This is a genomic window from Pleomorphomonas sp. NRK KF1 (assembly GCF_023721755.1).
In the GTDB taxonomy this organism is placed as follows: domain Bacteria; phylum Pseudomonadota; class Alphaproteobacteria; order Rhizobiales; family Pleomorphomonadaceae; genus Pleomorphomonas.
Genome location: NZ_JAMDLH010000006.1, coordinates 12481 through 36940, shown reverse-complemented (window position 1 = coordinate 36940; position 24460 = coordinate 12481). Strand labels below are relative to the sequence as shown.

General features: G+C 64.1%; 20 protein-coding genes and 1 tRNA gene. 9 read left to right on the top strand and 12 right to left on the bottom strand.

Annotated features, from left to right (window positions below; translation table 11 throughout):
* Positions 1–80: 80 nt before the first annotated feature.
* From hpf to M4J39_RS15345, 8 genes are all read right to left on the bottom strand, one after another.
* Positions 81–686, bottom strand: coding sequence for a ribosome hibernation-promoting factor, HPF/YfiA family (gene hpf / locus M4J39_RS15380; protein ID WP_251729294.1), 606 nt, complete (start codon positions 684–686; stop codon positions 81–83).
* 347 nt (positions 687–1033) lie between these two features.
* A complete protein-coding gene (rpoN, locus tag M4J39_RS15375; RefSeq protein WP_251729293.1) occupies positions 1034–2554 on the bottom strand; it encodes an RNA polymerase factor sigma-54 in 1521 nt (506 codons plus the stop codon).
* A 103-nt stretch (positions 2555–2657) separates the two neighbouring features.
* Positions 2658–3452 carry an LPS export ABC transporter ATP-binding protein gene (gene lptB, locus M4J39_RS15370; protein ID WP_371875470.1) on the bottom strand — a complete coding sequence of 265 codons (795 nt, stop codon included), beginning with the start codon at positions 3450–3452 and terminating at the stop codon, positions 2658–2660.
* Positions 3453–3462: 10 nt separating this feature from the next.
* The gene (lptA, locus tag M4J39_RS15365) at positions 3463–4020 is read right to left on the bottom strand and encodes a lipopolysaccharide transport periplasmic protein LptA (RefSeq protein WP_251729292.1); all 558 of its coding nucleotides are present in this window, start codon (positions 4018–4020) and stop codon (positions 3463–3465) included.
* A gap of 79 nt (positions 4021–4099) precedes the next feature.
* A complete protein-coding gene (lptC, locus tag M4J39_RS15360; RefSeq protein WP_251729291.1) occupies positions 4100–4840 on the bottom strand; it encodes an LPS export ABC transporter periplasmic protein LptC in 741 nt (246 codons plus the stop codon).
* Positions 4841–5086: 246 nt separating this feature from the next.
* Positions 5087–5701, bottom strand: coding sequence for a ribonuclease D (locus M4J39_RS15355; protein ID WP_251729290.1), 615 nt, complete (start codon positions 5699–5701; stop codon positions 5087–5089).
* 174 nt (positions 5702–5875) lie between these two features.
* On the bottom strand, positions 5876–7063 hold the full coding sequence (locus tag M4J39_RS15350; RefSeq protein WP_251729289.1) for an FprA family A-type flavoprotein: 1188 nt from the start codon (positions 7061–7063) through the stop codon (positions 5876–5878).
* Between the two features lie 244 nt (positions 7064–7307).
* Positions 7308–7392, bottom strand: a tRNA-Leu gene (locus M4J39_RS15345).
* A gap of 225 nt (positions 7393–7617) precedes the next feature.
* On the opposite strand from M4J39_RS15345, the gene M4J39_RS15340 reads away from it, so the two are divergent.
* Positions 7618–8598: a complex I NDUFA9 subunit family protein gene (locus M4J39_RS15340; protein WP_251729288.1), complete on the top strand. Its 981-nt coding sequence runs from the start codon at positions 7618–7620 to the stop codon at positions 8596–8598.
* A 10-nt stretch (positions 8599–8608) separates the two neighbouring features.
* On the opposite strand, the gene M4J39_RS15335 is transcribed toward M4J39_RS15340, so the two are convergent.
* Positions 8609–9418: an undecaprenyl-diphosphate phosphatase gene (locus tag M4J39_RS15335; RefSeq protein WP_251729287.1), complete on the bottom strand. Its 810-nt coding sequence runs from the start codon at positions 9416–9418 to the stop codon at positions 8609–8611.
* A 205-nt stretch (positions 9419–9623) separates the two neighbouring features.
* On the opposite strand from M4J39_RS15335, the gene M4J39_RS15330 reads away from it, so the two are divergent.
* Together M4J39_RS15330 and queG are read left to right on the top strand one after the other, a co-directional pair.
* Positions 9624–10316 carry a glutathione S-transferase family protein gene (locus tag M4J39_RS15330; protein WP_251729286.1) on the top strand — a complete coding sequence of 231 codons (693 nt, stop codon included), beginning with the start codon at positions 9624–9626 and terminating at the stop codon, positions 10314–10316.
* Between the two features lie 24 nt (positions 10317–10340).
* On the top strand, positions 10341–11387 hold the full coding sequence (queG, locus tag M4J39_RS15325; protein WP_371875461.1) for a tRNA epoxyqueuosine(34) reductase QueG: 1047 nt from the start codon (positions 10341–10343) through the stop codon (positions 11385–11387).
* On the opposite strand, the gene M4J39_RS15320 is transcribed toward queG, so the two are convergent.
* On the bottom strand, positions 11365–12789 hold the full coding sequence (locus M4J39_RS15320) for an MFS transporter (RefSeq protein ID WP_251729285.1): 1425 nt from the start codon (positions 12787–12789) through the stop codon (positions 11365–11367). The genes queG and M4J39_RS15320 overlap by 23 nt on opposite strands.
* A 261-nt stretch (positions 12790–13050) precedes the next feature.
* Here M4J39_RS15320 and hisB point away from each other — a divergent pair, with 261 nt between their 5' ends.
* From hisB to M4J39_RS15290, 6 genes are all read left to right on the top strand, one after another.
* Positions 13051–13644, top strand: a complete 594-nt coding sequence (gene hisB, locus M4J39_RS15315) for an imidazoleglycerol-phosphate dehydratase HisB (protein ID WP_251729284.1) — start codon at positions 13051–13053, stop codon at positions 13642–13644.
* Positions 13645–13656: 12 nt separating this feature from the next.
* On the top strand, positions 13657–14133 hold the full coding sequence (locus tag M4J39_RS15310; protein WP_251729283.1) for a DUF2628 domain-containing protein: 477 nt from the start codon (positions 13657–13659) through the stop codon (positions 14131–14133).
* The gene (gene hisH, locus M4J39_RS15305) at positions 14130–14777 is read left to right on the top strand and encodes an imidazole glycerol phosphate synthase subunit HisH (RefSeq protein WP_251729282.1); all 648 of its coding nucleotides are present in this window, start codon (positions 14130–14132) and stop codon (positions 14775–14777) included. The genes M4J39_RS15310 and hisH overlap by 4 nt, the downstream gene beginning before the upstream one ends.
* A complete protein-coding gene (hisA, locus tag M4J39_RS15300; protein WP_251729281.1) occupies positions 14774–15535 on the top strand; it encodes a 1-(5-phosphoribosyl)-5-[(5-phosphoribosylamino)methylideneamino]imidazole-4-carboxamide isomerase in 762 nt (253 codons plus the stop codon). The genes hisH and hisA overlap by 4 nt, the downstream gene beginning before the upstream one ends.
* A gap of 104 nt (positions 15536–15639) precedes the next feature.
* A complete protein-coding gene (locus tag M4J39_RS15295; RefSeq protein WP_251729280.1) occupies positions 15640–15942 on the top strand; it encodes a hypothetical protein in 303 nt (100 codons plus the stop codon).
* A gap of 203 nt (positions 15943–16145) precedes the next feature.
* The gene (locus tag M4J39_RS15290) at positions 16146–17000 is read left to right on the top strand and encodes a ferredoxin--NADP reductase (RefSeq protein ID WP_371875460.1); all 855 of its coding nucleotides are present in this window, start codon (positions 16146–16148) and stop codon (positions 16998–17000) included.
* Between the two features lie 77 nt (positions 17001–17077).
* Here the strand turns inward: M4J39_RS15290 and M4J39_RS15285 are convergent, their stop codons facing one another.
* Positions 17078–18766 carry a methyl-accepting chemotaxis protein gene (locus M4J39_RS15285; RefSeq protein ID WP_251729279.1) on the bottom strand — a complete coding sequence of 563 codons (1689 nt, stop codon included), beginning with the start codon at positions 18764–18766 and terminating at the stop codon, positions 17078–17080.
* Between the two features lie 297 nt (positions 18767–19063).
* Positions 19064–23692: a 2-oxoacid:acceptor oxidoreductase family protein gene (locus M4J39_RS15280; protein ID WP_251729278.1), complete on the bottom strand. Its 4629-nt coding sequence runs from the start codon at positions 23690–23692 to the stop codon at positions 19064–19066.
* Between the last annotated feature and the right edge of the window lie 768 nt (positions 23693–24460).

Here is a 24460-nt window from a genome sequence, read left to right as displayed (position 1 = left end):
GTTTGGCAGAGGGCCGGGTAACCCCGACCCTCGCCTTCATATAGGTCTGAACCGAGAAAGGACAGATGGGATGAGCCCCGTCAGCCGGCGATTTCGTTGAGCGAGGGGTCTACCCAGCCGATATTCCCGTCATTGCGGCGGTAGACGACATTGACGCCGCCATTGCCGGCATTGCGGAAAATCACCAGGGGCGCACCGGTGAAGTCGAGTTCGCTGACTGCCGATCCGACACTCATCGTACGGATTTTCTGGGTTGTTTCCGCCACGACGGTTGGCGCGAAGTCCTCGCCGAGCTCCTCGTCGTCGAAGGCGGCGAACACCGTCGCCTGGGCATCGATATCGCCCCAAGACCGACCGCCCGGCGTCTGGTCGCCGGCTGCCGATTCACCGCCCTTGAAGTTCTTCAGCTTGCGCTTGTGGCGCCGCATCCGCTTGCCGATTCGCTCGACCGCTTTCTCGGCCGCCGGATAAACCTCGAAATCCTCGCCCCGCGATTGCAGCGTCGTGCCGGAGGCGAGCTGGATCGAGCAGTCGACAATGTAGGCCTTGCCCTCCTTCTGCACCACGACATGCCCGGTGAAGGCTTCGTCGTAATACTTGCCGAGTTCCTCGGTGGTGCGTGTGGTGATGTGCTCGCGAAGCGCCTGGCCGATGTCGACGTTCTTTCCGGTAATGCGAAGCGGCATCAGAGTCCTCGTTTCTCGCGCCTTTATGAACCGACCGGGTCACTGGCGATGTCTCGTCCAGCACCTGCGTCTCCGGCCGTCCGCGCTTGGCGGGTCTCGGCCGGCGCCGACGAGCGGGGGCGCGGCTTTCCGTCTCGTCGGTGGGTGGTGTTGCCGCTTTCCCCCTTGCTCCTCAGCTCTTGGCTGGGGCAAGCGCCGATCGGGGTTTGGAAGCGGAAAAGCCGAAAACCTCCCCTGAGCTGGCGTTGCCGGGCGACGCGCCCGCATGCATCAGATGTGGCGTCGGCCGGTGGCGATATCAATCCGCCTTCCGGATGACCCCCGATTTCCGAAAGGTTACCGCGATTCTACGCCCCGGCAAGCTGCTTCAGGCGCCGGCGCTGCACGGAGGAAGGAATGCGTAACGCTTCCCGATACTTGGCCACCGTACGACGGGCGATGTCGATGCCGTCGTCACGCAGCATCTTGACGAGCGTGTCGTCGGAAAGCACGTCGTCGGCAGTCTCGGCGTCGATCAGCTGCCGGATGCGATGGCGCACGGCTTCGGCCGAATGGGCGTCGCCGCCTTCGGAGGAAGCGATCGAGGAGGTGAAGAAGTACTTGAGCTCGAAGATGCCTCGCGTCGTCGCCATGTACTTGTTCGAGGTAACGCGCGACACCGTCGATTCGTGCATGCCGATGGCATCGGCGATCATCCGGAGATTGAGCGGCCTCAGGTGGGCGACGCCGTGGGTCAGGAAGCCGTCCTGCTGGCGGACGATCTCGGTTGCCACCTTCAGGATGGTCTTGGCGCGTTGATCGAGGCTCTTGGTCAACCAGTTGGCCGACTGGAAGCATTCACCAAGGTAGGTCTTTTCTTCCTCGCGGGCCGTTTTCGACACTTCGGCATAATAGGTCTGGTTGACCAGCACCTTCGGCAGCGTGTCGGTGTTGAGTTCCACCGTCCAGCCTCCATCGGCGGCCGACTGGACCATCACGTCGGGCACCACCGTCTGGACCTGCGTCGAACCGAAGGCATGACCCGGCTTGGGGTCGAGCGCCAGGATCTCCTTGATCATGTCGCCCAGATCGTCGTCGTCGACGCCGCAAAGTCGCTTGAGCGCGGGGAGATCGCGCCGTGCGAGAAGGTCGAGATGGGCGATCAGCGCCTGCATTGCCGGGTCGAGCCGGTCCTTCTCGGCAAGCTGCAAGGCCAGGCATTCGGCGAGGTTGCGAGCGCAGATCCCGGTCGGCTCGAAGGTCTGGAGCACGGCGACCACTTTCTCGACGTCCGAAAGCGGAGCGCCCAGCCGTTCGGCGGTCGCGGCGAGATCGGCCCTGAGGTAGCCGGCTTCGTCCACCTGGTCGATGAGATCGTGGCCTATGAGACGGAGCGCCGGGTCCGTGATCGCAACGGCCAGCTGCTCGGCGAGATGATCGCCCAGGCTGATTTCGCCGGCCACGAAGCTTTCGAGGCTGTAGTCCTCGCCGGTACCGCCGCGGCCCACCGACGCCCAGTCTCCCCCGGCAAGCGCGCCGACGTCGAGAGGCTGGCGTTCGGGCTGGCCGGCATCGTCGGGGTAGACGTTGCCGATATCGGTATCCAGTACGTTGGAAACCCGTTCCGAGCTCGGCGCGCCCTCGGTCTCGAACCAGTCCGGCGCGTCGGCCCGTGCCGGCAGGTCGGTATCGACCGGTTCGGCGACAGGCGCCTCGCCGTCACCGCCGTCGTCAGCGCGTTCGAGCAGCGGATTGCGCTCAAGCTCCTGCTCGATATAGGTGACGAGATCCATGTTGGACAGCTGAAGCAGCTTGATGGCCTGCATCAGCTGCGGCGTCATCACCAGCGACTGGCTTTGCCTGAGTTCGAGCCGCGCCGACAGCGCCATCGAGCAACCCCCGTCCATCCCGCGCCGACGCGGAAGCCATGAAATCAGTGAGGCGGCCGAAGGTGGTCCGCTTCTTGCTTCATAACCTAGGCAGAGGGCAGCTTCAAAGGGTAAATTGCTCGCCGAGGTAAACGCGCCGCGCGTCGGCGTCGGCGATGATGTCGTCGGGCGTTCCTTCCACCAGCAGCATGCCGGAGTGCAGGATGTAGGCGCGGTCGATGAGGCCGAGCGTCTCGCGAACGTTGTGGTCGGTGATCAGCACGCCGATGCCGCGTCCGGTCAGGTGGCGCACCAGCGCCTGGATGTCGCCGACGGCGATCGGGTCGACACCGGCGAACGGCTCGTCGAGCAGCATGAAGATCGGCCGGCTGGCCAGCGCTCGGGCGATTTCGGCGCGTCGCCGCTCGCCACCGGAAAGGGCGATCGCCGGCTGGCGGCGCAGGTGGGCGAGGTGAAACTCGTCGAGCAGCGCATCGAGTTCCGCCTCGCGGGCGTCGCGATTCGGCTCGACCAGTTCGAGAACGGCGCGAATGTTGTTCTCGACGGTGAGGCCTCGGAAGATCGACGCTTCCTGCGGCAGATAGCCGATGCCCAGTCGGGCGCGGCGGAACATCGGGTAACCGGTGATGTCATGCCCGTCGAGGAAGATCCGACCACCGTTGGCCGGAATGAGCCCCGTGATCATGTAGAACAGCGTGGTCTTGCCGGCGCCGTTGGGGCCGAGAAGGCCGACGGCTTCGCCACGCCGGACCTGCATGGAAACGCCGCGCACCACCGGCCGCTGGCCGAAGGTCTTGACGAGATCGAAGACGGCAAGATCGGATGTGTCTGCCACCTCGGACGGCGGCGGGGTCTCGGTCTGGGCGAAGCGCTTCAGCAAGGCTCTGGTATCCGGCAGAAAGGGGGCATCAGCCCTTGGTGTCGAGCGATTTCGGAGCGATCAGCATCTGCACCCGGCCGCCGAGCATCTTGGCCTGACTGGTATTGATGTCGATCAGCAGCTTCGAACCGCGGATGACATTGTCGCCCTGGGTTAGCACGACGTTACCGGTGAGCATGATCGTATTGGCTGCGGTGTCGAAGGTGGCCGCATCGCCGCTTGCCGTCTGGTTGGCGGAAGTCACCAGCACGCTGCCTTTCGCCTCGAGGCGACTGACCTGCTGCGGTCCCTCCCCGGTGGGCGAGCCCTGGTAGAACACCATGAGGCGGTCGGTCTTCAGAACTGTTTCCCCCTGCCGGACGATGACGTGACCGATGAACGTCGCGGTCTTGTCCTGATCGTGTACCTCAAGCTGTTCCGATTCGAACTGGATCGGCTGGTCGGAGGACATGCCAAGACCCTGGTAGGCATTGGGTGGCAGCTTTCCCGTCTGCTCGGCCGCGAGGGCCGGGGAGAGTGCGAGGGCGACCAGCAGGCCGGCGGCTGCGGCCCGGCTGAAAAGGCTGGTGCGAGGCATGCGGGTCATCTTGAGTTGCCTTCTGCCTTCTTGAGGCGGCTAGAACGTCGTGGACTCGGGTGAAGCGCGCCGAGCCGACTGATTGTTGTCACGGAGCCGCTTCCGATGCGCCTCCGGCGCCTTGCTCGGTTCGGCCGGGAAGTGCTTTGTCGCCGCCGCCCGGGCGTACGGTCGGATCGACGGTCATGCGAACGCCGCCCGAAAAGGTAACGGTGCCCGCCCTCTTTTCGACACCCATCTTCTCGGCGCTGATCTCGCCGAGGCGTGATGAGAACGCCACCGGACTGTCGGACGTCAGCGATCCGGTGGAAAGGTTGATCTCGGCTCTCTCCAGCGCGCCGCCCGAACCGTCGGAGTTGCTCAACCGGATGTTCTCCTTGAGCACCACCGTCTGCGCTGCGGAATCGTAGACGCCGCTGTCGGCGAGAAGGCGGGCGCGGCTGCCGTCGGCCTGGGTCACGGTCGCCTCGATACCTTTGAGACGGATGATCCGGGTATCGCCGAGGTCCTGCACGGCGCTTTCGGCGCTAACGGCATAGGTACGGCCCTTGCCGTCGCTGCCCGACAGGTGCGGCGCATCCATGGCGAGCCCCTCGGTCGTGATCTTCAGGTCGCCGATGCTGAGGCTGATGCTGATGCGGGTGATGACCGTTGCGGCCACCACGATCAGGCAAAGCAAAGCGCCGACCGCCGGCAGGATGACGCGCAGGCGGCGAACGCGTCTGCTTTCCCGCGCCGCGATGGCAAACTGCCGCGCCCGCTCGGCGGTGTCTCCGAACGGTCCCAGATCACTGCCATCGAAAGCGCGGTTCGCCGCGATGCCGCTCATCCCTTGTTCCCGTTTTGTCGACGGTGCCCCTGTCTTCGGTCTTGATCGAGCCTCGATGACCCTCTCTGGCCGGGCAGATCGATTGTTGCCCGGCACACCTTAAGCATAAAAGATAAACCAACGCTTGCCGTGTCGCGAGAGGCTTGCGATCACATTCGGGCAATCGCCTGACGACGATCGCCTCGCTTTTCCGTCATTTCGACGTCCGACCGACCTTCGTTCGCCGGCTCCCTCGCACAACCGAGCTCAGCTGTGGGAGAAAATGTCCTCGTCTGCCCAGCCGGCCAGATCGAGATCGGCACGGGTCGGCAGGAAGCGGAAGCAGGCCTCCGCCATTTCCATCCGCCCCTCGCGTTCGAGCATCGCCAGAAGCCGCTCGCGCAGCGCGTGAAGATTGAGAACATCCGAAGCGGCGTAATCGAGCTGCGCCTGGCTGAGCGTCGTGGCGCCCCAGTCCGACGATTGCTGCGCCTTGGAGATGTCGATGCCGAGGAGTTCCTTGGTGACATCCTTCAGGCCGTGCCGGTCCGTGTATGTCCGTGTGAGCCTTGACGCAATCTTCGTACAGAAAAGGGGCGTTACGGTGATGCCGAAAGTGCGCTTGAGAATGGCGACGTCGAAGCGGGCGAAGTGAAACACCTTGATGCGCCGGGGATCGGTGAGCAGACGGACGAGGTTCGGCGCGGAGGTCTGGCCCTTGGCGATCTGCACGACATCGGCCGATCCGTCACCCGGCGATAGCTGCACGACGCACAACCGGTCGCGATGCGGGTTCAGGCCGAGCGTTTCGGTGTCGATGGCGACAACGTCGCCGTAGGCGTCGAGATCGGGAAGGTCGCCGGTGTGAAGGCGAATGGTCATGGTCGAACTCTGCAAGCTGGCGCTCCATCCGAACGGTCGGAGGACCATTGCGGACTGTGGATACGCAACGGCGACCGGTGGCATGGCCACCGGTCCCAGGAAACGATTTTCCGTATATGCGGACGCCGACCGGACAAGCGCAAGAAAATTGTGCGCCGGTCGGCTGACCGGCAATCAGGCCGCCACTGCCTCTGTGGCTCGGAGTCCGGCGATTTCGTCGGCGAGCCGACCGATTTCCTCGAGGGTCTCCGCCCTTGGCAGTCCCTTGGTCATGACCGGCTCCAGAACCTCGGCCTTGAGGCGGGGCAGGAGAGCGATCACTTGGTCCGGCAGGTTGCCCTCCCAGCCAAAGGAGCCCATGACCGCCACCTTGGCCGTCTTCGGCGACAGGGCGTTGATGAGGATGGCCGCCGCCGCAAGACTCGGATGTGGTCCCGACAGCACGGTCGGAGAGGCGAAGACGATGGTCGAGGCGTCGACAATGCTCATGGCCAAGGCGCCGCTGTCGAGATCCACCACGTTGACCGGCTGCGCGGCGACGCCGCGCTCGGTGAGGCGGTCAACAAGAATGGCGACCATCTTCGCCGTGCTTTCGTACATCGACACGTACGGAATGACGACCAGCGGCTTGACCTCATCGGACGTCCAGCCCCGATAGAGGTCGAAGATAAAGGACGGGCGATCGTGAACCGGGCCATGGCTGGGCGCCACGAACAGCGGCGCGAGCGCCTCGACCTTGCCGAGCGCTTCGGCCGAGAAGCTGCGGTAAGGCATCATGATCTCGGCATAGTAGCGCTTGGCGGAGATGGCGACCTGCGCCTCGTCGCGAGCGAACAGCTCGGTGGTGGCGAGGTGAGCGCCGAGGAAGTCGCATGTGAAGGCGATTCGATCCTCGATCGCGAAAGTCACCATCGTGTCCGGCCAATGCACCCACGGCGTCAGGTGGAAGGACAGCGTCTTGCCGCCGAGGTCGAGGGTGTCGCCATCGCGCACGGTGACGAAGGCGTCGCGGTCGACCGGTAACGTGTCGAGGATGAAGCGCTTGCACTTGGCGTTCGTCACCACCTTTGCGTCCGGAAAGAGGGCAAGCAACGCCGGAATGGAACCGGAGTGGTCCTGCTCGGCATGATTGGCGACGATGTAGTCGAGCCGCTCGACGCCGGCCGCCTTGAGCGCGGCGAGCAGTTCCTCGGCCTTGGGCGGATAGACCGTGTCGATCAGTGCGGTCTTGTCCCGCCCGCGGATCAGATAGGAGTTGTACGTCGTTCCCTCGGGCAGCGGCACCAGTTCGTCAAACAGCTTTCGGTCCCAGTCGATGGCACGAAGCGAATGGACGTCGTCGGTGATGCGCTGGGCAATCATGGGTATCGTTCCTCGAAAATAGGCTCTCGTCGCGGCCGAATGCCGCGTCGGCGCTTGTCGTTGTTGGCAGGCAAGGGATTATGCGCATTGCCGAATTTCGGCAAGCATGGAACCGTTCTAAAACGATGTGCCGCAAGGCTGCTCCGCGCTGGACGCGGGCATGAAAAAACCCGCCGTGAAGGCAGGTTGTTTTCGCATGCAGAATAATGAGACCGACATCTCGTCGATCGATGCCGATCGACGATGGTGCCCAGGAAAGGACTCGAACCTTCACGCCTCGCGGCACACGGACCTGAACCGTGCGCGTCTACCAATTCCGCCACCTGGGCACAGGGGTCGTCGGCTGGCGGGGTGAATACGGGGTCGGCGCGATGTTGTCAACCGCCATTTCGATCCCTGCCGAAGAAATGGCGCCGGCTACGGAATGCTACGCGGTGCGGTCTGTACAGGGCGCGGCTTCCTGCCTTAATAAGTTGGTTTTGCAGGGACGCCGGCCATCATGAGCGCCGGCGGCCGGGTTCGTTCATCGCAACTGTTCGCAGGAAGGGATCGCCATGCCCGTCGTTCGGGAAGAAAAGCCGATCGTTACCGTTTTCGGGGCCTCCGGCTTCCTCGGTCGTCATGTCGTGCGGGCATTGGCCAAGGAGGGCTGGCGCATACGAGCGGCGTGCCGGCGGCCCGATCTGGCGGCGCATCTGCAACCTCTCGGCAGTCCCGGCCAGATCATGCCGATGCAAGCCAACCTGCGCTACCGCGCTTCGGTCGATCGGGCCGTCAGCGGTGCGGACGCCGTCGTCAACCTCGTTGGCATTCTGTCTCCCACCGGCCGCCAGACTTACGCCGCCGTCCAGGCTTTTGGCGCCCGGGCAGTGGCCGAAGCCTCGTCCGCTGCCGGTATCTCTCGCCTCGTCCACGTCTCCGCCATTGGCGCCGACGCCGCGTCGCGCTCGGTTTATGCCCGTACCAAGGCCGCGGGTGAAGCGGCGGTCCTCGATGCCATGCCGAATGCTGTCGTGCTGAGGCCGTCGGTCATTTTCGGACCCGAGGACCAGTTCATCAATCGATTCGGCGAACTGTCCATGCTCAGTCCGGTGCTGCCACTGATCGGCGGCGGTCTGACGCTCCTGCAGCCTGTGTTCGCCGGCGATGTTGCCGAGGCCGTTGCTCGTGCCGTGAACGGCGGCATTGCGGGCGGCCGCATCTACGAGCTGGGTGGGCCGGAAGTGCTCACCTTTCGTGCCATTCTCGAACGCCTGCTCGCCGAGACCGGCCGTCGGCGGCGTCTGCTGACGATTCCTTTCGGGCTGGCCTCTGTGCTTGCTCGATTGACCGCCTGGGTGCCCGGTGCGCCTCTGACGCCCGATCAGGTCGAACTCCTGAAAGCGGGAAGCGTGGTATCGGCCGCCGCCGTCGGCGAGGGCCGTACGCTCGAAGCCTTCGGCATATCGCCGACATCGCTCGGCGCGGTGCTGCCGGAGTATGCCGTCCGCTTTCGCCCGCACGGTCAGTACGATCGGGACGGCACTCCGGCCTGAGCCTTCAGGGTCAGTGGACCCAACCGGTCAGGATCATGGCGAACAGCAGCCCGCCGAACAGCACGCGGTAGACGGCAAAGGCGGTGAAGCGGTTGGTCTGGATGTAGCCCAGCAACCACTTGACCGAAACGAAGGCAGTGATCGCCGAAGCGACGAAGGCGATGGCGAGAGCCAGCCAGTCCTCGCTGGCTGTCGCGGCGCCATCCTTGAGCGTCGAGACGATTTCGAAGGCGCTCGCCGCGTACATGGTGGGAATGCCGACCAGAAAGGCGAACTCGGTGGCGGCGGCCCGATTGCCGGTGCCGAGCAGCATGGCCGCGAAGATGGTCGAGGCCGACCGCGACGTGCCGGGAAAAACGCCTGCCACCACTTGCGCCACGCCGACCACGACGGCGACTGTCCAGCTGATATGGCTGCTTTCGGGTCTCTTGGCTGCGAAATGCTCCGCGAGAATCATCCAGAAGCCGCCGATGACCAGTGCCCAGGCGATCGGCACCACGGTTTCCGGCAACTTGAAGCCGAGTTTCTTGGCAAGCAGGCCCAGCACCGAAGTGACCAGAAAGGCGACGATCAGCTTGCCGAGATAAAGGCGTGTCTCCGGGTCGCGCCAACCCGTGAGAAAGCCAAGAAGTCGTTGCCAGTAGATCACCGTCACCGCCAGGATGGCGCCGGCTTGGATGACGATGTTGAACATGTCCGAACGAGCCCCGAGCCACTGTTCGGCAATGATGAGATGGCCGGTGCTGGAAATGGGCAGGAACTCGGTGATACCTTCAATGATGCCGAGGATAAGCGCTTGAATGAGGCCCGTAAGATCCATGTCGCGAAACTTTCGGTCAAAATGGGTGGATCGAATGCGATAGGTCGGTAACCAGTTGTTCATACATGTCGTCGGCTCTATAGGCCAGTCTCACGGCCCTGCTGCCAGTCCGTTTCGGAATGGCGCGGAGCCTTGCCAGATACTCCAGGCGAACTGTTTCCACCTTCCTGTCTGACGCCGGCGCCGCCGGCGATCCGGGTCCGCGATGCTCAAGCTCTATCATCATCCCTTTTCCACCACGTCCCGCTTCGTTCGGCTGATGCTCGCCGAGCATGACGCGAAAGTGGACCTCATCGTCGAGAAAAGCTGGGAACGGCGCCCGGAGTTCCTGGAGCTCAATCCGGCGGGAAACGTGCCGGTGCTCGTCGAAAACGATGGTCCGCCGATTGTCGGCGCCGGTCCGATCATGGAGTATGTCGACGAGACGCGCGGCTACGCGCTCGGGGATCGTCGCCTGATGCCCAATCATCCCGAAGCGCGCGCCGAGATGCGTCGACTCGTCGACTGGTTTCTGCACAAGACCCATGAAGAGGCGGTGCAGTATTTCCTGCACGAGAAGATCACGAAGCTGGAACTGCCGCGTGAGTTGGGCGGCGGATCGCCCGACAACCAGGTGCTGAGGGTTGCCCGCGTCAACATCAAGCATCATCTTCACTACGTCGGCTGGCTGGCCGGCTCGCGCAACTGGCTCTCCGGCGAGCAGCTCACCTTCGCCGATCTTGCCGCCGCCGCCGAGCTGTCGGTCGTCGACTATGTCGGCGATGTTCCCTGGGACGAGGATCTCAATGCCAAATACTGGTATGCCCGGATCAAGTCGCGCCCGACCTTCCGCACCCTGCTGGCGGACCGGCTGCCCGGTCTTCCCGCGGCGCCGATCTACACCGATCTCGACTTCTGACGCGGCCCTTGAGGGAGCGGCGCGGTGACTTGGCGGGCGCGCGCTCGCGATCTCGGGTTTTCGGCGATCGGCATCGCCCCGGTCGACCGGCTCGGCGATGCGGCGCGGCGATTGCGCGCCTTCGTCGATCTCGGGCGGCACGGCTCCATGGCCTGGATGGAGGAAACGCTCGACCGTCGGGCCGACCCGCGCGTGCTCTGGCCCGAGGCGAAGTCGGCCGTTGTCCTTGCGATGAACTACGGCCCGGACAGCGATCCGCTGGACAACCTCGCAAGGCCCAACGTCGGCAACATTTCCGTCTATGCCCGCCATCGCGATTATCATGACGTGCTGAAAGGGCGCCTCAAGGAAGTGGCCGGCCTCATCGCTCGTGATACCTGCGCCGACGTCAAGGTATTCGTCGATACGGCGCCGCTGATGGAGAAGCCGCTCGCCGCGCTGGCCGGCATCGGCTGGCAGGGCAAGCACACCAATCTGGTCTCGCGCGATTTCGGCTCGTGGCTGTTTCTCGGCGTGATCCTCTCGGCCGCCGAATTGACGCCGGACGAGCCGGCCTCCGACCGCTGCGGCGCCTGCCGCCGCTGCCTCGACGCCTGTCCGACTGGGGCCTTGCCGGCGCCCTATCAGATCGACGCACGCCGCTGCATCTCCTATCTGACCATCGAGCATGCCGGTCCCGTTCCGGAGGATCTGAGACCTCTGATGGGCAACCGCATCTATGGTTGTGATGACTGCCTCGCCGTCTGCCCCTGGAACAAGTTCGCCAGTGAGGCGGCGGAAATGAAGCTGCGGCCGCGCACCGATCTCGAAGCGCCATCGCTCGCAGCGCTGGCGACTCTGGACGATGCGGCCTTTAGGGCACTGTTTGCCGGTTCTCCGGTGAAGCGCATCGGTCGCAACCGATTCGTGCGCAACATCGCGATCGCCATAGGAAACTCGGGGGATCGATCGCTCGTGTCGGCGCTCGCCTCGCTTCTGGACGACAGGGACGAAGTGGTGGCCGAGGCAGCGAAATGGGCGCGGAGCCGACTTCTGGGAGAAGGGCCTTCTAGCGAGCGGTTGCCGCGCTGACCTCGCGGCCGAAGGCCTCCGGTACCCTGAGGCCGGCGATGGCCCCAACGACGGCGAGGACGGCCATGATCCAGAACGTTCCTTGAAGTTCGGGAAGACCGATGGCGTCCGTGCCCAATACGGCCTGAAGGGCCGACAAGCTGAAGGCCGCGACGGCGACACCGGCGGCCTGGGTTCCCTGCTGCATCATGGCGATCAGGTTGGATGCGTTGCCGCGTTCCACTTCGGGAACATCGGCAAAGGCGAGCGTGGTCAGAGTGGTCAGCTGTATGGAGCGGACGCTACCTGCAAACAGCAGGATCGCCACGACCAGAACCGGTTGATCGAGCGATCCAACCAAGGCGCAGGCCACCATGGACAACGCCACCAGCACGCCATCGCCGACAAGCACACACCGGAAGCCGAACCGTCGCGTCAGCGGCGTGGTAATCACCTTGATGCCGAGGTTGCCGACGAAATAGACGAGCACCCAAAGGCCGGCCGAGGCCGGGGACAATCCGAAGCCGAGCTGAAACCACAGAGGCAGCAGGAATGGCGCTGCCGAGAACAGGATCCGATAGAGCCCACCTGGATGGAAAGCGTACCCAAGGCTTGGATGCGACAGCGCGCCAAGCGACAGAAGGGGCGCCGAATGCCGCCTCAGGTGTCGGATCGCGGCGAAGCCGAGAAGCGTGCCGAGGCCGATCATCGTCAGGGCAACAATGCGTTCTCCGCCGGCTTCAGCCGATCGCTGGAACCCGGCCAGCAAGGTTGTCAGGCTCGTTGCGCACAGTGCGAAACCGACGACATCGAACGGTCGAGGGTCGGGGTTGCGTTCATTTGGAACCAACCTGAGGATCGCCAGCAGGCCACACGCGCCAAGCGGCAGGTTGAGCCAGAAATTCCAGTGCCAGCTCAGGTGCTCGGTGATGAAACCGCCCAAAACCGGCCCGACGATCGGCGCCATCAGGGCAGGCCAAACCATCAGTGCCGTGGCGCGCACGAAGTCGGCTCTGGCAGCCCGGCGCATCACGACGGCAGTACCGACGGGGAGCAGCAATGCGCCGCCCACTCCCTGCACGACGCGGGCCGCGATCAGCTCCGGCAATGTCTGAGACAGAGCGCACCATATCGACGACAGAGTGAAGGCGACCAATGCCGCTACCAGTATGTTGCGCGCGCCAAAGCGGTCCGCCAGCCAGTTGGCGAGCGGGGAAGCGGCTGCGGCGGCCAGAACATAGGCGGTGACGGCCAGCGACAGGTCGATTGGTGCCACCCCGAAACTGCGCGCCATCGTCGGCAGGGAGGTGTTGATGATGGCGCTGTCCAGGATCTGCATGAAGCCGATGGCTGCCATGGTCAGGGCGACGGCGGGCGAATAGCCCGCGGCGGTGGTGGCAGGAGAAGGAGGAAGATCGGCCATCGGCGTAGAAATGCGGGCGGACTGGATTCGTTAGCCGCCCTCTGCCCGTAATCGGGCGTCACGGTTGGAAAGGCGGCGATGTTTTTTGGGGCATCGAGGGCAAAAAGGACAGCTTGGAAGCCGCTCTCTTGTTCACTCTTCAGTGAACCAACACACAACCGACCCAGGCGGACCGTTGCAGGCGGGCGGCTTTTGTCGTTTTCATTTCCTTCTCCCCCTGATAGAAGCCGGATAATCCCGCCGAAGGAGTGACAGCGAGCCATGCGCACGGCCAGCCTCAGCCGCTCGACCCGCGAAACCGAGATCTCCGTCCGCCTTGATCTCGACGGTCGTGGCGAAGCCGACATCTCGACCGGCGTGGGCTTCTTCGATCATATGCTGACCCAGATTGCCCGCCACGGCCTGATCGATCTTGAGATCAAGGCGAGGGGCGACGTTCATATCGACGATCATCACACCGTCGAAGACGTCGGCATCGCGCTGGGGCAGTGCTTCCGCAAGGCGCTCGGCGACAAGGCCGGCATCACCCGCTATTCCGACGTGACGCTGCCACTGGACGAAGCGCTTTCACGCGTCGTGGTCGACATCTCCGGCCGTCCGTATCTCGTGTTCCGCACCGCCTTTCACGCGGCCAAGATCGGCAGCTTCGATACCCAGCTCGTCGAGGAATGGTTTCGCGCCTTCACCATGCAGGCCGGATTGACGTTGCACGTCGAAACCTTCTACGGCTCGAACGACCACCATATCGCCGAAAGCTGCTTCAAGGCGCTGGCGCGAGCCCTGAGGTTCGCCGTCGCCATCGATCCGGCCCAGGGCGGTCGCGTACCGTCCACAAAGGGCGTGCTGGAAGCCTGACGGAGACGCTTGATGGCCATCTTCAGCGTTCACTTGCCGGACAAGGTCGCGCCGGAAGCTATAGCCGATCGCGCCGTCTTCGTGCGTGACGGTTTCGCGGTCTGGGCTTTGCTGTTCGGGCCGCTTTGGTTCCTGCGACACCGTGAGTGGCTGGGCCTTGTCGGCTGGATCGCGCTGGCCGTCCTGATCACGCTCTCCGAGCGCTGGCTCGGACCTGTCACCACCACCGGCTTCGAACTGATTCTGGCGATCGCAACCGGCGTCGTCGCCAACGACGTTCGACGCCTCTCGCTGAGGCTGCGCGGCTTCCGGGAAAGCGGTGTCGTGGAAGGGGAAAGCCGCGATGCGGCCGAGCGGCGCTTCTTCGACGCCTGGCTCGTCCAGCCGCGGCCTGCCTCGTCGCCGACGACTCCTCCTGCTCTTCACCCAGGCCGAAGCGTCCCGCCGGGCGTCCTCGGCCTCTTTCCCGAAAGTGGAGCGCGGCCATGACTGTCGCCATCATCGATTATGGGTCCGGCAACCTGCGGTCGGCGGCCAAGGCGTTCGAACGGGCGGCTCGCGACGGGGCTGACGATACCATTCTGGTCACGTCCGATCCCGACGCCGTTCGTGCTGCCGAGCGCATCGTATTGCCGGGCGTCGGTGCCTTCGCCGACTGCAAGGCGGGGCTCGCCGCCGTTCCCGGCATGATCGAGGCTCTGACCGAAGCGGTCGTGCGGAAAGGCCGGCCTTTCCTTGGCATCTGCGTCGGCATGCAACTGATGGCGCAGCGTGGCCTCGAGAAGACGATCACCGAAGGCCTCGGCTGGATCGATGGCGACGTCGAACCGATCGCGCCGGGCGATCCGGCGCTCAAGGTGCCGCACATGGGCTGGAACACGCTGAATCTCGTGCGCCCTCATGCTCTTCTTGAAGGATTGGCGACCGGCGACAAGGGGCTGCATGCCTATTTCGTCCATAGCTATCACATGACGCTGCGCGAGACCGACGCACTGGTCGCGGTTGCCGACTACGGCGGGTCGGTCACGGCCATGGTCGGCCGCGACAACATCGCCGGCACCCAGTTTCACCCCGAGAAAAGCCAGACGCTCGGTCTCGGTCTCATTGCCAACTTCCTGAGGTGGCGCCCGTGATTCTCTATCCCGCCATCGACCTCAAGGACGGCGCCTGCGTCCGCCTGAAGCTCGGTGATATGAATGCCGCCACCGTCTACAACGCCGACCCGGCTGCCCAGGCGCGCGCTTTCCATGGCATCGGCTTTCCCTGGTTGCACGTCGTCGACCTCAATGGCGCCTTTGCCGGCCGCTCGGTGAATGGTGCGGCGGTCGATGCCATCCTCGCAGCGGTGGCGCCGGGCATGAAGGTCCAGCTCGGCGGCGGCATCCGCGACATGGCGGCCATCGACGCCTGGCTCGGCAAGGGCATCTCCCGCGTTATCCTCGGCACGGTGGCCCTGCGTGATCCGGATCTGGTGAAGGCGGCGGCAAAGGCTTTCCCTGGCCGTGTCGTGGTCGGCATCGATGCACGCGGCGGCAAGGTTGCCGTCGAGGGCTGGGCGGAGAGCGCCGAATTGACCGCCACCGAACTCGCTCGTCGCTTCGAGGACGCCGGCGTCGCCGCCATCGTCTACACGGATATCGATCGCGATGGGGTACTGAAGGGGCTGAACCTTCCGTCCACGTTGGCGCTCGCGCGAGCCGTATCGATCCCGGTGATCGCCTCCGGTGGCCTTGCTTCGATGGACGACATTGAGGCGCTTTGCCAGCCGGAATCGGCGGTCCTCGACGGTGCCATCACGGGCCGGGCGCTTTACGACGGGCGTCTCGATCCGCGAGCCGCCCTCGACCGGCTTGCCGACATCCGCCCGGCGTCGGCACCGTCCGCTTCGTGATAAGGGCACACGTCCGGTTCAATCAAATTTGAGCTATTTTTGTAAGCGGGTCCTAAGCGCGGTCTGCCATAGTTCGGATATCAGGATTTGTCCGGAGTATGGCCATGCTGTTCATAGTCGCTATGTCGGGTTTGATGGGGTTTGTCGCCGGTGTGCGGGTCCGCCTCGTTGCACTCGTCTTGCTGGCGGCGATCGTGGCCTTCGGTTCCGGCGTCGGCGCGTTTGCGTTGGCATTGCCTGGCTGGAAAATTGCCCTTTCGGTGGTTCTCGCCGTCACGGCGTTCGAACTGGCCGCCTTCGCCGCCATGTCCGTACGCGCCGGCCTGTCGCGCACCGCCTCCGGGGCGCAAGAGGTTGGCGCCAAGTCTGCGCGCCCCTCGCGGGCGGGTGCTGCCGCACTCCGCTGAGACCATCGCGAGGCTTGGCCACACTGTGGGTGGGACTTGTTTGCCCGCTCTGCAACTCAGCCATGCGGCCTCGTCGGCGGTTTTTTCCTTGGAATGACTGGAATTTGCAACTCGTTTGCTTCATTTAGGAAGGGAGTGGGTGCTATCACCCTTGCACGTGATCATGGCCCGACGACGCGGTCTTGCGTTGGTCGCGGCCGGATATGCACAGGCAGAGGAAGCCGACCTTGAACGCCTACACGTCGACAGTTGCGACCAGCGCCGAGGGCGCCCAGGCCTTCCCGATTCCCGACAACGTCTTCGCCGAGACGGTGACTAAAGTTCGTCATTACACCGACCGGTTGTTCCGCTTTCGCACGACGCGTCCGGCGAGCTTCCGCTTCCGCTCGGGCGAGTTCGTGATGATCGGTCTGCCGAACGCCGAGCGACCGGTGTTTCGCGCCTACTCTGTGGCAAGTCCGGCCTGGGACGACGAACTCGAGTTCTTCTCGATCAAGGTGCCGGGCGGCCCGCTCACCGAGTACCTGCAGAAGGTCAAGGTCGGCGATACCATTCTGATGCGCAAGAAGCCGACGGGAACCCTGGTCATTGACGCGCTGCTGCCGGGCAAGCGGTTGTATCTTCTGTCGACTGGCACCGGTGTCGCCCCCTTCGCCAGCCTCATTCGCGACCCCGATGTGTACGAAAAGTTCGACGAGGTCATTCTCGTCCAGACGTGCCGTGAGGTGGCCGAACTCGACTATGCTCGCGAGCTCTACGAAGAAGTGGTCAATCACGAGTTTCTCGGCGAGCTCGCCGCCGGCAAGCTTCGCCTCTATGACTCGGCGACGCGCGAGCCCCACCCGCGTCAGGGCCGCGTCACCGACCTGATCGATTCCGGCAAGCTGTTCTCCGACCTCGGCGTGCTTCCCTTCGACCCCGCCACCGATCGCGCGATGATCTGTGGATCGATGGCGATGATCAAGGACACCAAGGATCGCTTGGAGCATTTCGGCCTCGTCGAGGGCGCCAACAACGCCCCCAATACCTTCGTCGTCGAGCGCGCCTTCGTCGGCTGACGTTCCACTGCGATAAGCTGAATCAAGCGAAAAGGGCGTCCCTTTCGGGGCGCCCTTTCCGTTTTGCCGAGCATCGGTCAGGCGGATTTCAGCATGGCTATGAAGCCGGCAACGTCCTGTTTCAGCCGTTCGGACCGGCCGGCGAGGTCGCCGGACAGTGTCTCGAGGGTCCGGGATGCTTCGGCGGTGGTGCCGACGTTGCCTGACAACGCGTGGATGTTCTGCGTCACCGTTGCAGAACCGTCGGCGGCAAGCTGCGTGTTGCCGGCGATCTCCTGTGTCGTGACGCTCTGTTCCTCGACGGCACCGGCTATTGCCGCTGATATGCTGCGGATGGAGTCGATGGTCTCGACAATGCGGCCGATCGACTGAACGGTATCGCCGGTCGCCTTCTGGATGCCGGCGACACGGGCGGAAATGTCTTCCGTTGCCCGGGCGGTCTGCGAGGCGAGCTGTTTGACCTCGCTCGCCACGACGGCAAAGCCCTTTCCGGCCTCTCCGGCCCGCGCCGCCTCGATGGTGGCGTTGAGCGCCAGGAGGTTGGTCTGTTCGGCGATGGAGTTGATCAGCGCCACCACTTCGCCGATCTTGGCCGCCGACTCCGACAGGGCGTTGATGTCGACTTCGGTGCGGGTGGCTTCCTCGGCGGCAAGGCCGACAACCTTGTTGGACTCGGCGACCTGCTTCGCGATTTCCTCCACCGACATGGCGAGCTGTGTGGTGGCGGCTGCCACGGTCTCGACGTTGCGAACCGACTCGTCGGCCGCGTCGGCCACCGTACGAGCATTGGAGATACCCGCGTCGGCGGCTTGCGACAGCTGACGGGCCGAGCCGAGCAGGCTGTCCGACGATGCGACGAAAGCGCGGGTCATCTCGCCGATCGATTTCTCGAAGTCGTCGGCGAGCAGAAGTCGATTGCTGGTCACCTGAGCCTGCATCTCCTCGCGCAAACGCTCGCCGGCGGCGCGATCTTCCTCGCCGCGCGACAGACTGTCGCGCAACTGCGCCAGCGTTCGTGCCATGTCGCCCAGCTCGCCATGGGCGCTGGTGTCGATTGCGAAGTGATAATCTCCGTCTCCGACCGCCTTGAGGGCGGCCTGGATACGGGCGGTTGGCTGACTGATCGATCGGGCGATCAGGACAACGACCGCGGTTAACGCAAGGGTCAGCAGCGCGGCCAGTCCTGAGTAACGCCCCGCGGCGGCGCGGATCTGCGCGTTGACATCGGCCACGACGGTCGTCGCGGCGACGGTAACGCCCCCAAAGGCATCCACATGACGCACGATGGCTGCCTTCGGTTCGCTGGCCCCGGTGTTGGCGTTGGTCCAGTCATAGGTCATCGATGCCGCGCCCTCCTTGCGGGCCAAGGCGACCATTTCCTGGATGACCGCGCGGCCGTCCGGTCCCTTGCGGGTGTAGGCGGTGTCGTTGCCACGCAGCTTGGGGTCGGGATGGGCGAGCATCTGGCCATTGTCGTCGATGACGAACACGTAGTCCGACGTGTTGAAGCGCATGTTGGACATGGTGTCGGCGACGATCTTCGCGGCGGTCTTGTCGTCCGTCTCACCGGCCGATACGCGCTTCGCTTCGGCCGCCACCATCGACGCGGCGCTGTCGACGACGGCCTGCAACTGGTCGAGGCGTCCGGCCCTTATCTCGGCAGCCAGCTGCCATAGCCCATACCCGGCCATGAATCCCAATCCGAGCAAGACAAAGGCGACGATCGAGTAGCAGCGTACGGATACGCGGGCGAAAAAGTTCCGCATGAAGGCTCCCTGGGGAGGGGTGGGCAAAGCGTCGGCGCCTTCCCTTGCGGGCAAGGGAGGGAGAGACATGGCTTGCGATGGAGAGACGAGACCCATTGCTGAACCACGGGCAGACGCGTGGAGTGCATTCGGTCCTCGGAGCCCGCATGATCGGCAGGGCGAACTAATATCGTATTAAAGAGATATGTTGTTTCGCTTTTGATAGTACTTTGACGTAGTCATTTTTCAGGTAATGAACAAGTAAAGAAAAGGCCGCCGGTTTCCCGGCGGCCAAATCAACTTGCATTTAGTAGCCGATTACTCGGCAGCGCTGGTCGCGGCGCCCTTCAGCGTCTCGATCTCCGCAAGAGCTTCGTCGTAGCGGCTCTGCAGGGCGTCGAGTTCGGCCTGATGGGCCTCGTCGAGCTTGGCAGCGTCGATGCCGGCGAGGTTCTGGAGCGTGCGCCAGAAGCGACGGCGCTCTTCGACCAGGCGAACGATCTGGGCCGGCACCGGGAAGCGGATCAGCTTGCCCTTCTTGACTTCCCAGATGAACGGGATCTTGCCGACCCGCTCGTCGTCGCTGAGGTCGATGAACTCGTCGATCGACACGGCGTTGTTGACGTCATCGGCAAGCGGCTTGCCGGTGAACTGCTTCTTGAAGCGGCCTTCCTGATGAGCGAAGTGGGCCGGGGTGAGCGGCACTTCCTTCGTCTGCTCGTTGCCGTCGGCGTCGGTGTAGGTCAGGACGAGGGTCGTCCAGTCCTGCTCGACGTCGGGGTTGCCGTCCAGCGAGAAGCGCTCCTTCAGCACCGAGCCGCCGTCCGGATTGTGGACGTAGACCGGGCTGGTGCGGCTCTCGACGGCGAGGCGGGCATGCTCGCTCGACACGTCGTCACCGATGCCCTGCTCGCCCTGGCAGGGCGTGTAGACGTCGATGATGGCCGGAGACGTCGTCCGCGACAGGGCGGAGAGGACGTTCTTCAGGAAGTGGCCCTGGATGGAGGTCGCAGTCTGCACCACCATCACCGCCGGGTGGAAGGCGGCGATCAGGCCCAGTTCCTTGCGGTTGTCAGTCTTGCCGGCATGCGCCGCGCCGTAGCGGGCGAGGTCGGAGTCCTGACCGATCAGCGACGAGGTCGAAGCCTGGCCACCGGTGTTGGAGTACACGCCGGTGTTGACCACGATCACCTTGATCGGTGTCTTGGTCGAGAGCAACCGCGACAGCGCGCCGAAGCCGATGTCGTAGGTGGCGCCGTCGCCGCCGATGGAGAACACGGTCGGCAGGCGGCCGAGTTCGGTGTCGCTGAACTGCTCCCAACCGAAGGTCCGGAACATCTTGTCGTGGACTGCCGGATCATACTTGTCGTCGAGCTCGAGCTCGGCGATGCGCATGGCACGGAAGTTCACCAGCACGTCGGCCGCGATGCCTTCGTAGATACCCTTGGCGAGCGCCGGAGCATCCTGGAACAGGCTGTTCACCCACGGATCGCGGTAGGGGTTGTACGGGAAGGTCGAGGAGTACACGCTCGAACAGCCGGTCGAGTTGGCAACCACCGCGGCAGCCGGGCCTTCGCCCGTCGGACCGCTCTCCAGAAGGAAGAGGTGATGGTTGATCGTCTCGAGCGCCGACTTGATGCGGGCGGCACGCGCCTCGTCGGTCACGCTGGCGAGCTTGGTCTCAAGCTTGCCGATCAGCGCTTCGACCTCGGCGATGTGCTCCTTGCGGGCGCGGCCCTGGAGAGCGTTGTTCGCCGCCATGATCAGGCGCAGAGCGGTGACTTCGCCACAGCCACGGCAACCGCCGTGACCACCGGTCATGGCATAGTAGTTGTCGCGGTCGAGGATGAGACGCTTGGCGTTGGCGCCGGTGAGCTGCTCGGTGAAGCGCGACGGCGTGTTGGCCGTCTTGGTCAGGAACTCGAAGCGAGCCTGAAGCGTCTCGAGCAGCGCATCGTCCTGCTCCGTCTGAACCAGGGCATCGGAACCGCAGACGGTGGTGCACTCGAGACAGCCCGAGCACTTCCACGGGTCGAGGCCAACCGAATAGAGGGCGCCGGAACCGGGCACCTTCTTCTCGGCCTGGTCGAAGAACAGGCGGGTACGCGCCACCGGGAAGTTGGCGAGAACCGTCGTCATCTTGTCGAAGTCGAGGGCGAGCGACGCGTCGCCGGCAGCGATGCCGGGCGCCACCTGGGCGAAGATCTCATGGAAGGCGCGGGCCTTCGGCTGAGCCTTGTAGACTTCGCGGATGGCGGTGGCGATCGCCGGCGCCTTGCTCACGATTTCGGCGCGGCGGGCTTCCGCGACGTCGATCTGGCGAGCGGCGGTGGCGACGAGATCGTCGATCTCGTGCACCGTCGACGGCATGGCGGCGTCGGGGCAGACCAGAGTGCACTCAAGACAGGCCGTGCACTTCTCGGCGTCGAACACCGGCACCTGCCGGCGGAACAGGCCCTTGTCCTTCATGGCGGCGGAACCGGCCGGCATGAACATGCCGGTGCCCGGCAGAACCGGCGACTCGCCGATGGTGCCGTCCTTGAAGGGACCAGCCAGCATGTCCTCGTAATACTCGGCATCGAAGATACCGGCAGGCGAGGAGGCTTCGAGGCTGCACATGGAGGCGGAGATCGCCACCGAGCGGCCCTGATGCGCCGGAGCGTCGGCCTCGGCCTTGACGAAGGCCGGATCGTTGTAGGCGACTTCGTGGGTCGCCTCGGCACCCTCGGCGATGACCGCCATGTTGCCGGCGACGACGGCTTCGCCCTTGGCGCCGAACTTCTTGGAGATCTGCTGACGCACTTTCTCCAGGATGGCGGCACGGTCGGCACCGGCCGTGATGCGCTTCTCGTGGCCGCAGAGCGCGCCGATGAAGGCGATGCCCATCATGCGGGTGGCGAGTTCCGGCGAAGGCGCATTCTTGCTGGCGACGGCGAAGGCGTCGACCACCAGGAACTTGATCTCACGATCACGGATCGTCTTGCGGGCCGAGGCCGGCATGTCGAGCCACGCCTCAAGCGGCGACTTCGAGGTCTGCAGGATGAAGGTGCCACCCTTGGCAAGACCGCGCAGCGGGTTGGAGTGCGCGAAGACCTTGTGGTCCGGCGAGATGACGATCTCGACGTCCTCGATCTCGGCGTTGGTGATCTTCACCGGCTCCGGAGACAGGGTGATGTAGTAGTTGGTGGGCGCGCCGGACTTCTCCGAGCCGTACTTGGGAGCGGCCTTGGAGTAGAGGCCGAGGGCGCCGGCCAGGATGTCGGTCAGGAGCTTGCCGGTGGCGATGGTGCCGTAACCGCCCACCGAGTGGAAGCGGACGCGGAAGGCATCGTCGGGCAGCAGGCGCGGATTCTCGCCCGTCTCGAGAGCCATGAACTCGGTCTGCGGATAGGCAGCCTTGAGCTTGGCCTGGACTTCGCTCATGCGCGCATTCGGATTCTTCGAGAAGAACTGCGAGCCGAGGTAGACGAACGGGTTGTTGCGGGCCGCTTCCATGTTGTCGAAGGCGGCGACGATGTGGCGCGACTGCAGGTCATGACCGCCGAGACCGAAGATGGCCGTGGTGACCTTCGGCAGCTTGTCGATGGCGGGGATGCCTTCGTGGCGGCCGCCGTCGGCATTCTCGCGGGCCTTGAACAGGGCCTGCGTGACGAAGCCGGTGAGCGCGGTATCGTCCGAACGCTCGAGCACCGTGACGGCCTTCTTGCCGGCGATGGCGGCGATCAGTTCGGCTTCCGGGAACGGCTGCAGCAGCTTGACGGCGATCGAGCCGACCTTGCGGCCCTTCGAGCGCAGGTAATCGACAACCGCCTCGACGTCATCGGTGACCGAGCCGAGGCCGATCATGACGTAGTCGGCGTCTTCCGTCTTGTAGGTCATGATGGGCGAATAGTGGCGGCCGGTCAGCTCACCGTACTCGTCCATGGCCTGCTTGACGAACTTCGGCACGTCCACGACGAAGTGGGTGCGATGGTCGGCGGCGCCGGACTGGAAGTCGGGCTGGTTCTGCACGCCACCGGTCAGGCCGGGGTTGTGGATGTCGACAAGGGCCGGGACCAGCTGGCGGGTGCCCTTTTCCCAGGCATTTAGCCACTGGCGCTTGAACTGGCCCTTGAGATCGGCCGGAACCCACTTGGCGGCGGTCTCGATCAGCTTGCCTTCGTTGTCGGCCTCGATGGCGTCTTCGTTGGCGTCAATATAGGCCTTGAGCGAGGTGGCGTCGGCGGCGACGAAGGTATCCTTCTTGCGCACCAGCCACTGGCGTAGCTGATAGGCGCGACCCTTGGCGCCGAACAGGATTTCCTGAGCGACGGTCGGGCACTTGATGCGGCCGGTCGGGTCGCCGAGGAACTCCTTCAGCAGCGCCGGTTCCGGCATCTTGGCTTCCGACAGCATGTGCGAGGTCGCGAAGCCGTCCATCGAGTTGGCGACCGGCACCAGCGACAGCGCGGACACCTTGTAGGAGATGGCGGCGAGGTCGGCCGCTTCCTGCGGGTTGGCGCCGAACAGGATGGTGTAGCCGGTGGGCAGCAGCGAGTAGACGTCGTCATGGCCGGCCATGACGTTGAGCGAGTGCTTCGACACGACGCGGGCGGCAACCTGCAGCACGAAGCCGCCGGCCTTCTTGCCGACGGTCACGTAGTGCGACTCGAGGCCATAGAGGATGCCCTGCGAGGACGAGGCATTGGAGATGAACTTGCCGCCGGTCAGCGCCGCGCCCAGGGCGCCCGACTGGGCCGAATGCTCACCTTCCGGCTCGTAGAAGAACGGGTGACGACCCCAGACGTTGCAGCCGCCGCCAGCGCGGAAGCTCTCGTAGATTTCGGAAATCTCGGTCGAGGGCGTAATCGGGTAGCCGATGACGCCGCCGCATACGTGGCCCATGACATGGGCAACGGCGCCGTTGCCGTTGATGACCGTGGGAAGACCTGGATATTTCGCGCTCATTTGCTGCATCCGTCCTGCTGCATCTGGTGTTCCTGCCCGCCCCCGTCCGATCAGTCACTGGCCGAGGTCCGGGCAACGATACGCCGATGTTCAGCTGCCGATGGAGTTCTGACCTTGATTTCAGTCAAAACTATACGAAACTTACTTGGGCTTCGGTGTTGTTACCGATAGACCCTTCTGCCGTTATAGAGGCGTGGCGGAACGTTGTCGTAAGTACTCAACCGGGGACTACGTGAAACTGCGAAGGTTTTACTGCTATGCGTTTTTTGCAGGGCACCTTCCTTGCCCTCCAATCTCCGGTTTCCCACTCCCGTCTGTCAACACGCTGGTCTTAAAGCAGGAATCCATCAAGGGCAGCGCCCATTGAGTGATCTTGTCCGGTCTTCCCGGTCAGCGACCGATCATCCGCGCAGCAAGAGCGAGGACAGTATTCGTCGGCGGATTAATCGGTTTATCTATGAGATGTTCATCGACCGCCTACCGCTGTGAACCGTCGACATTCAAAGTTCACTGCAGAAAGCAAGTTTAGACCGGAGGAAATCGAATTTCCAGCCTCCTTTCGGCGAGGGTGTCGTCCAAGGCGACCAGGAACGGGCGGATTCTACACGCGTAGAGCGTTGTTCTACTGCCATGTTTGCACGCGCACGACCGCCGAAAACACTGTGTTTTTTCTGCACCCTCCGTGAGATTCGTTAAGTCTAAGGTCGAATACGAATTGAGAGGCATCTGCACGAGGACATATACAGTTGAGAGTGAGTTGCAGTGTCG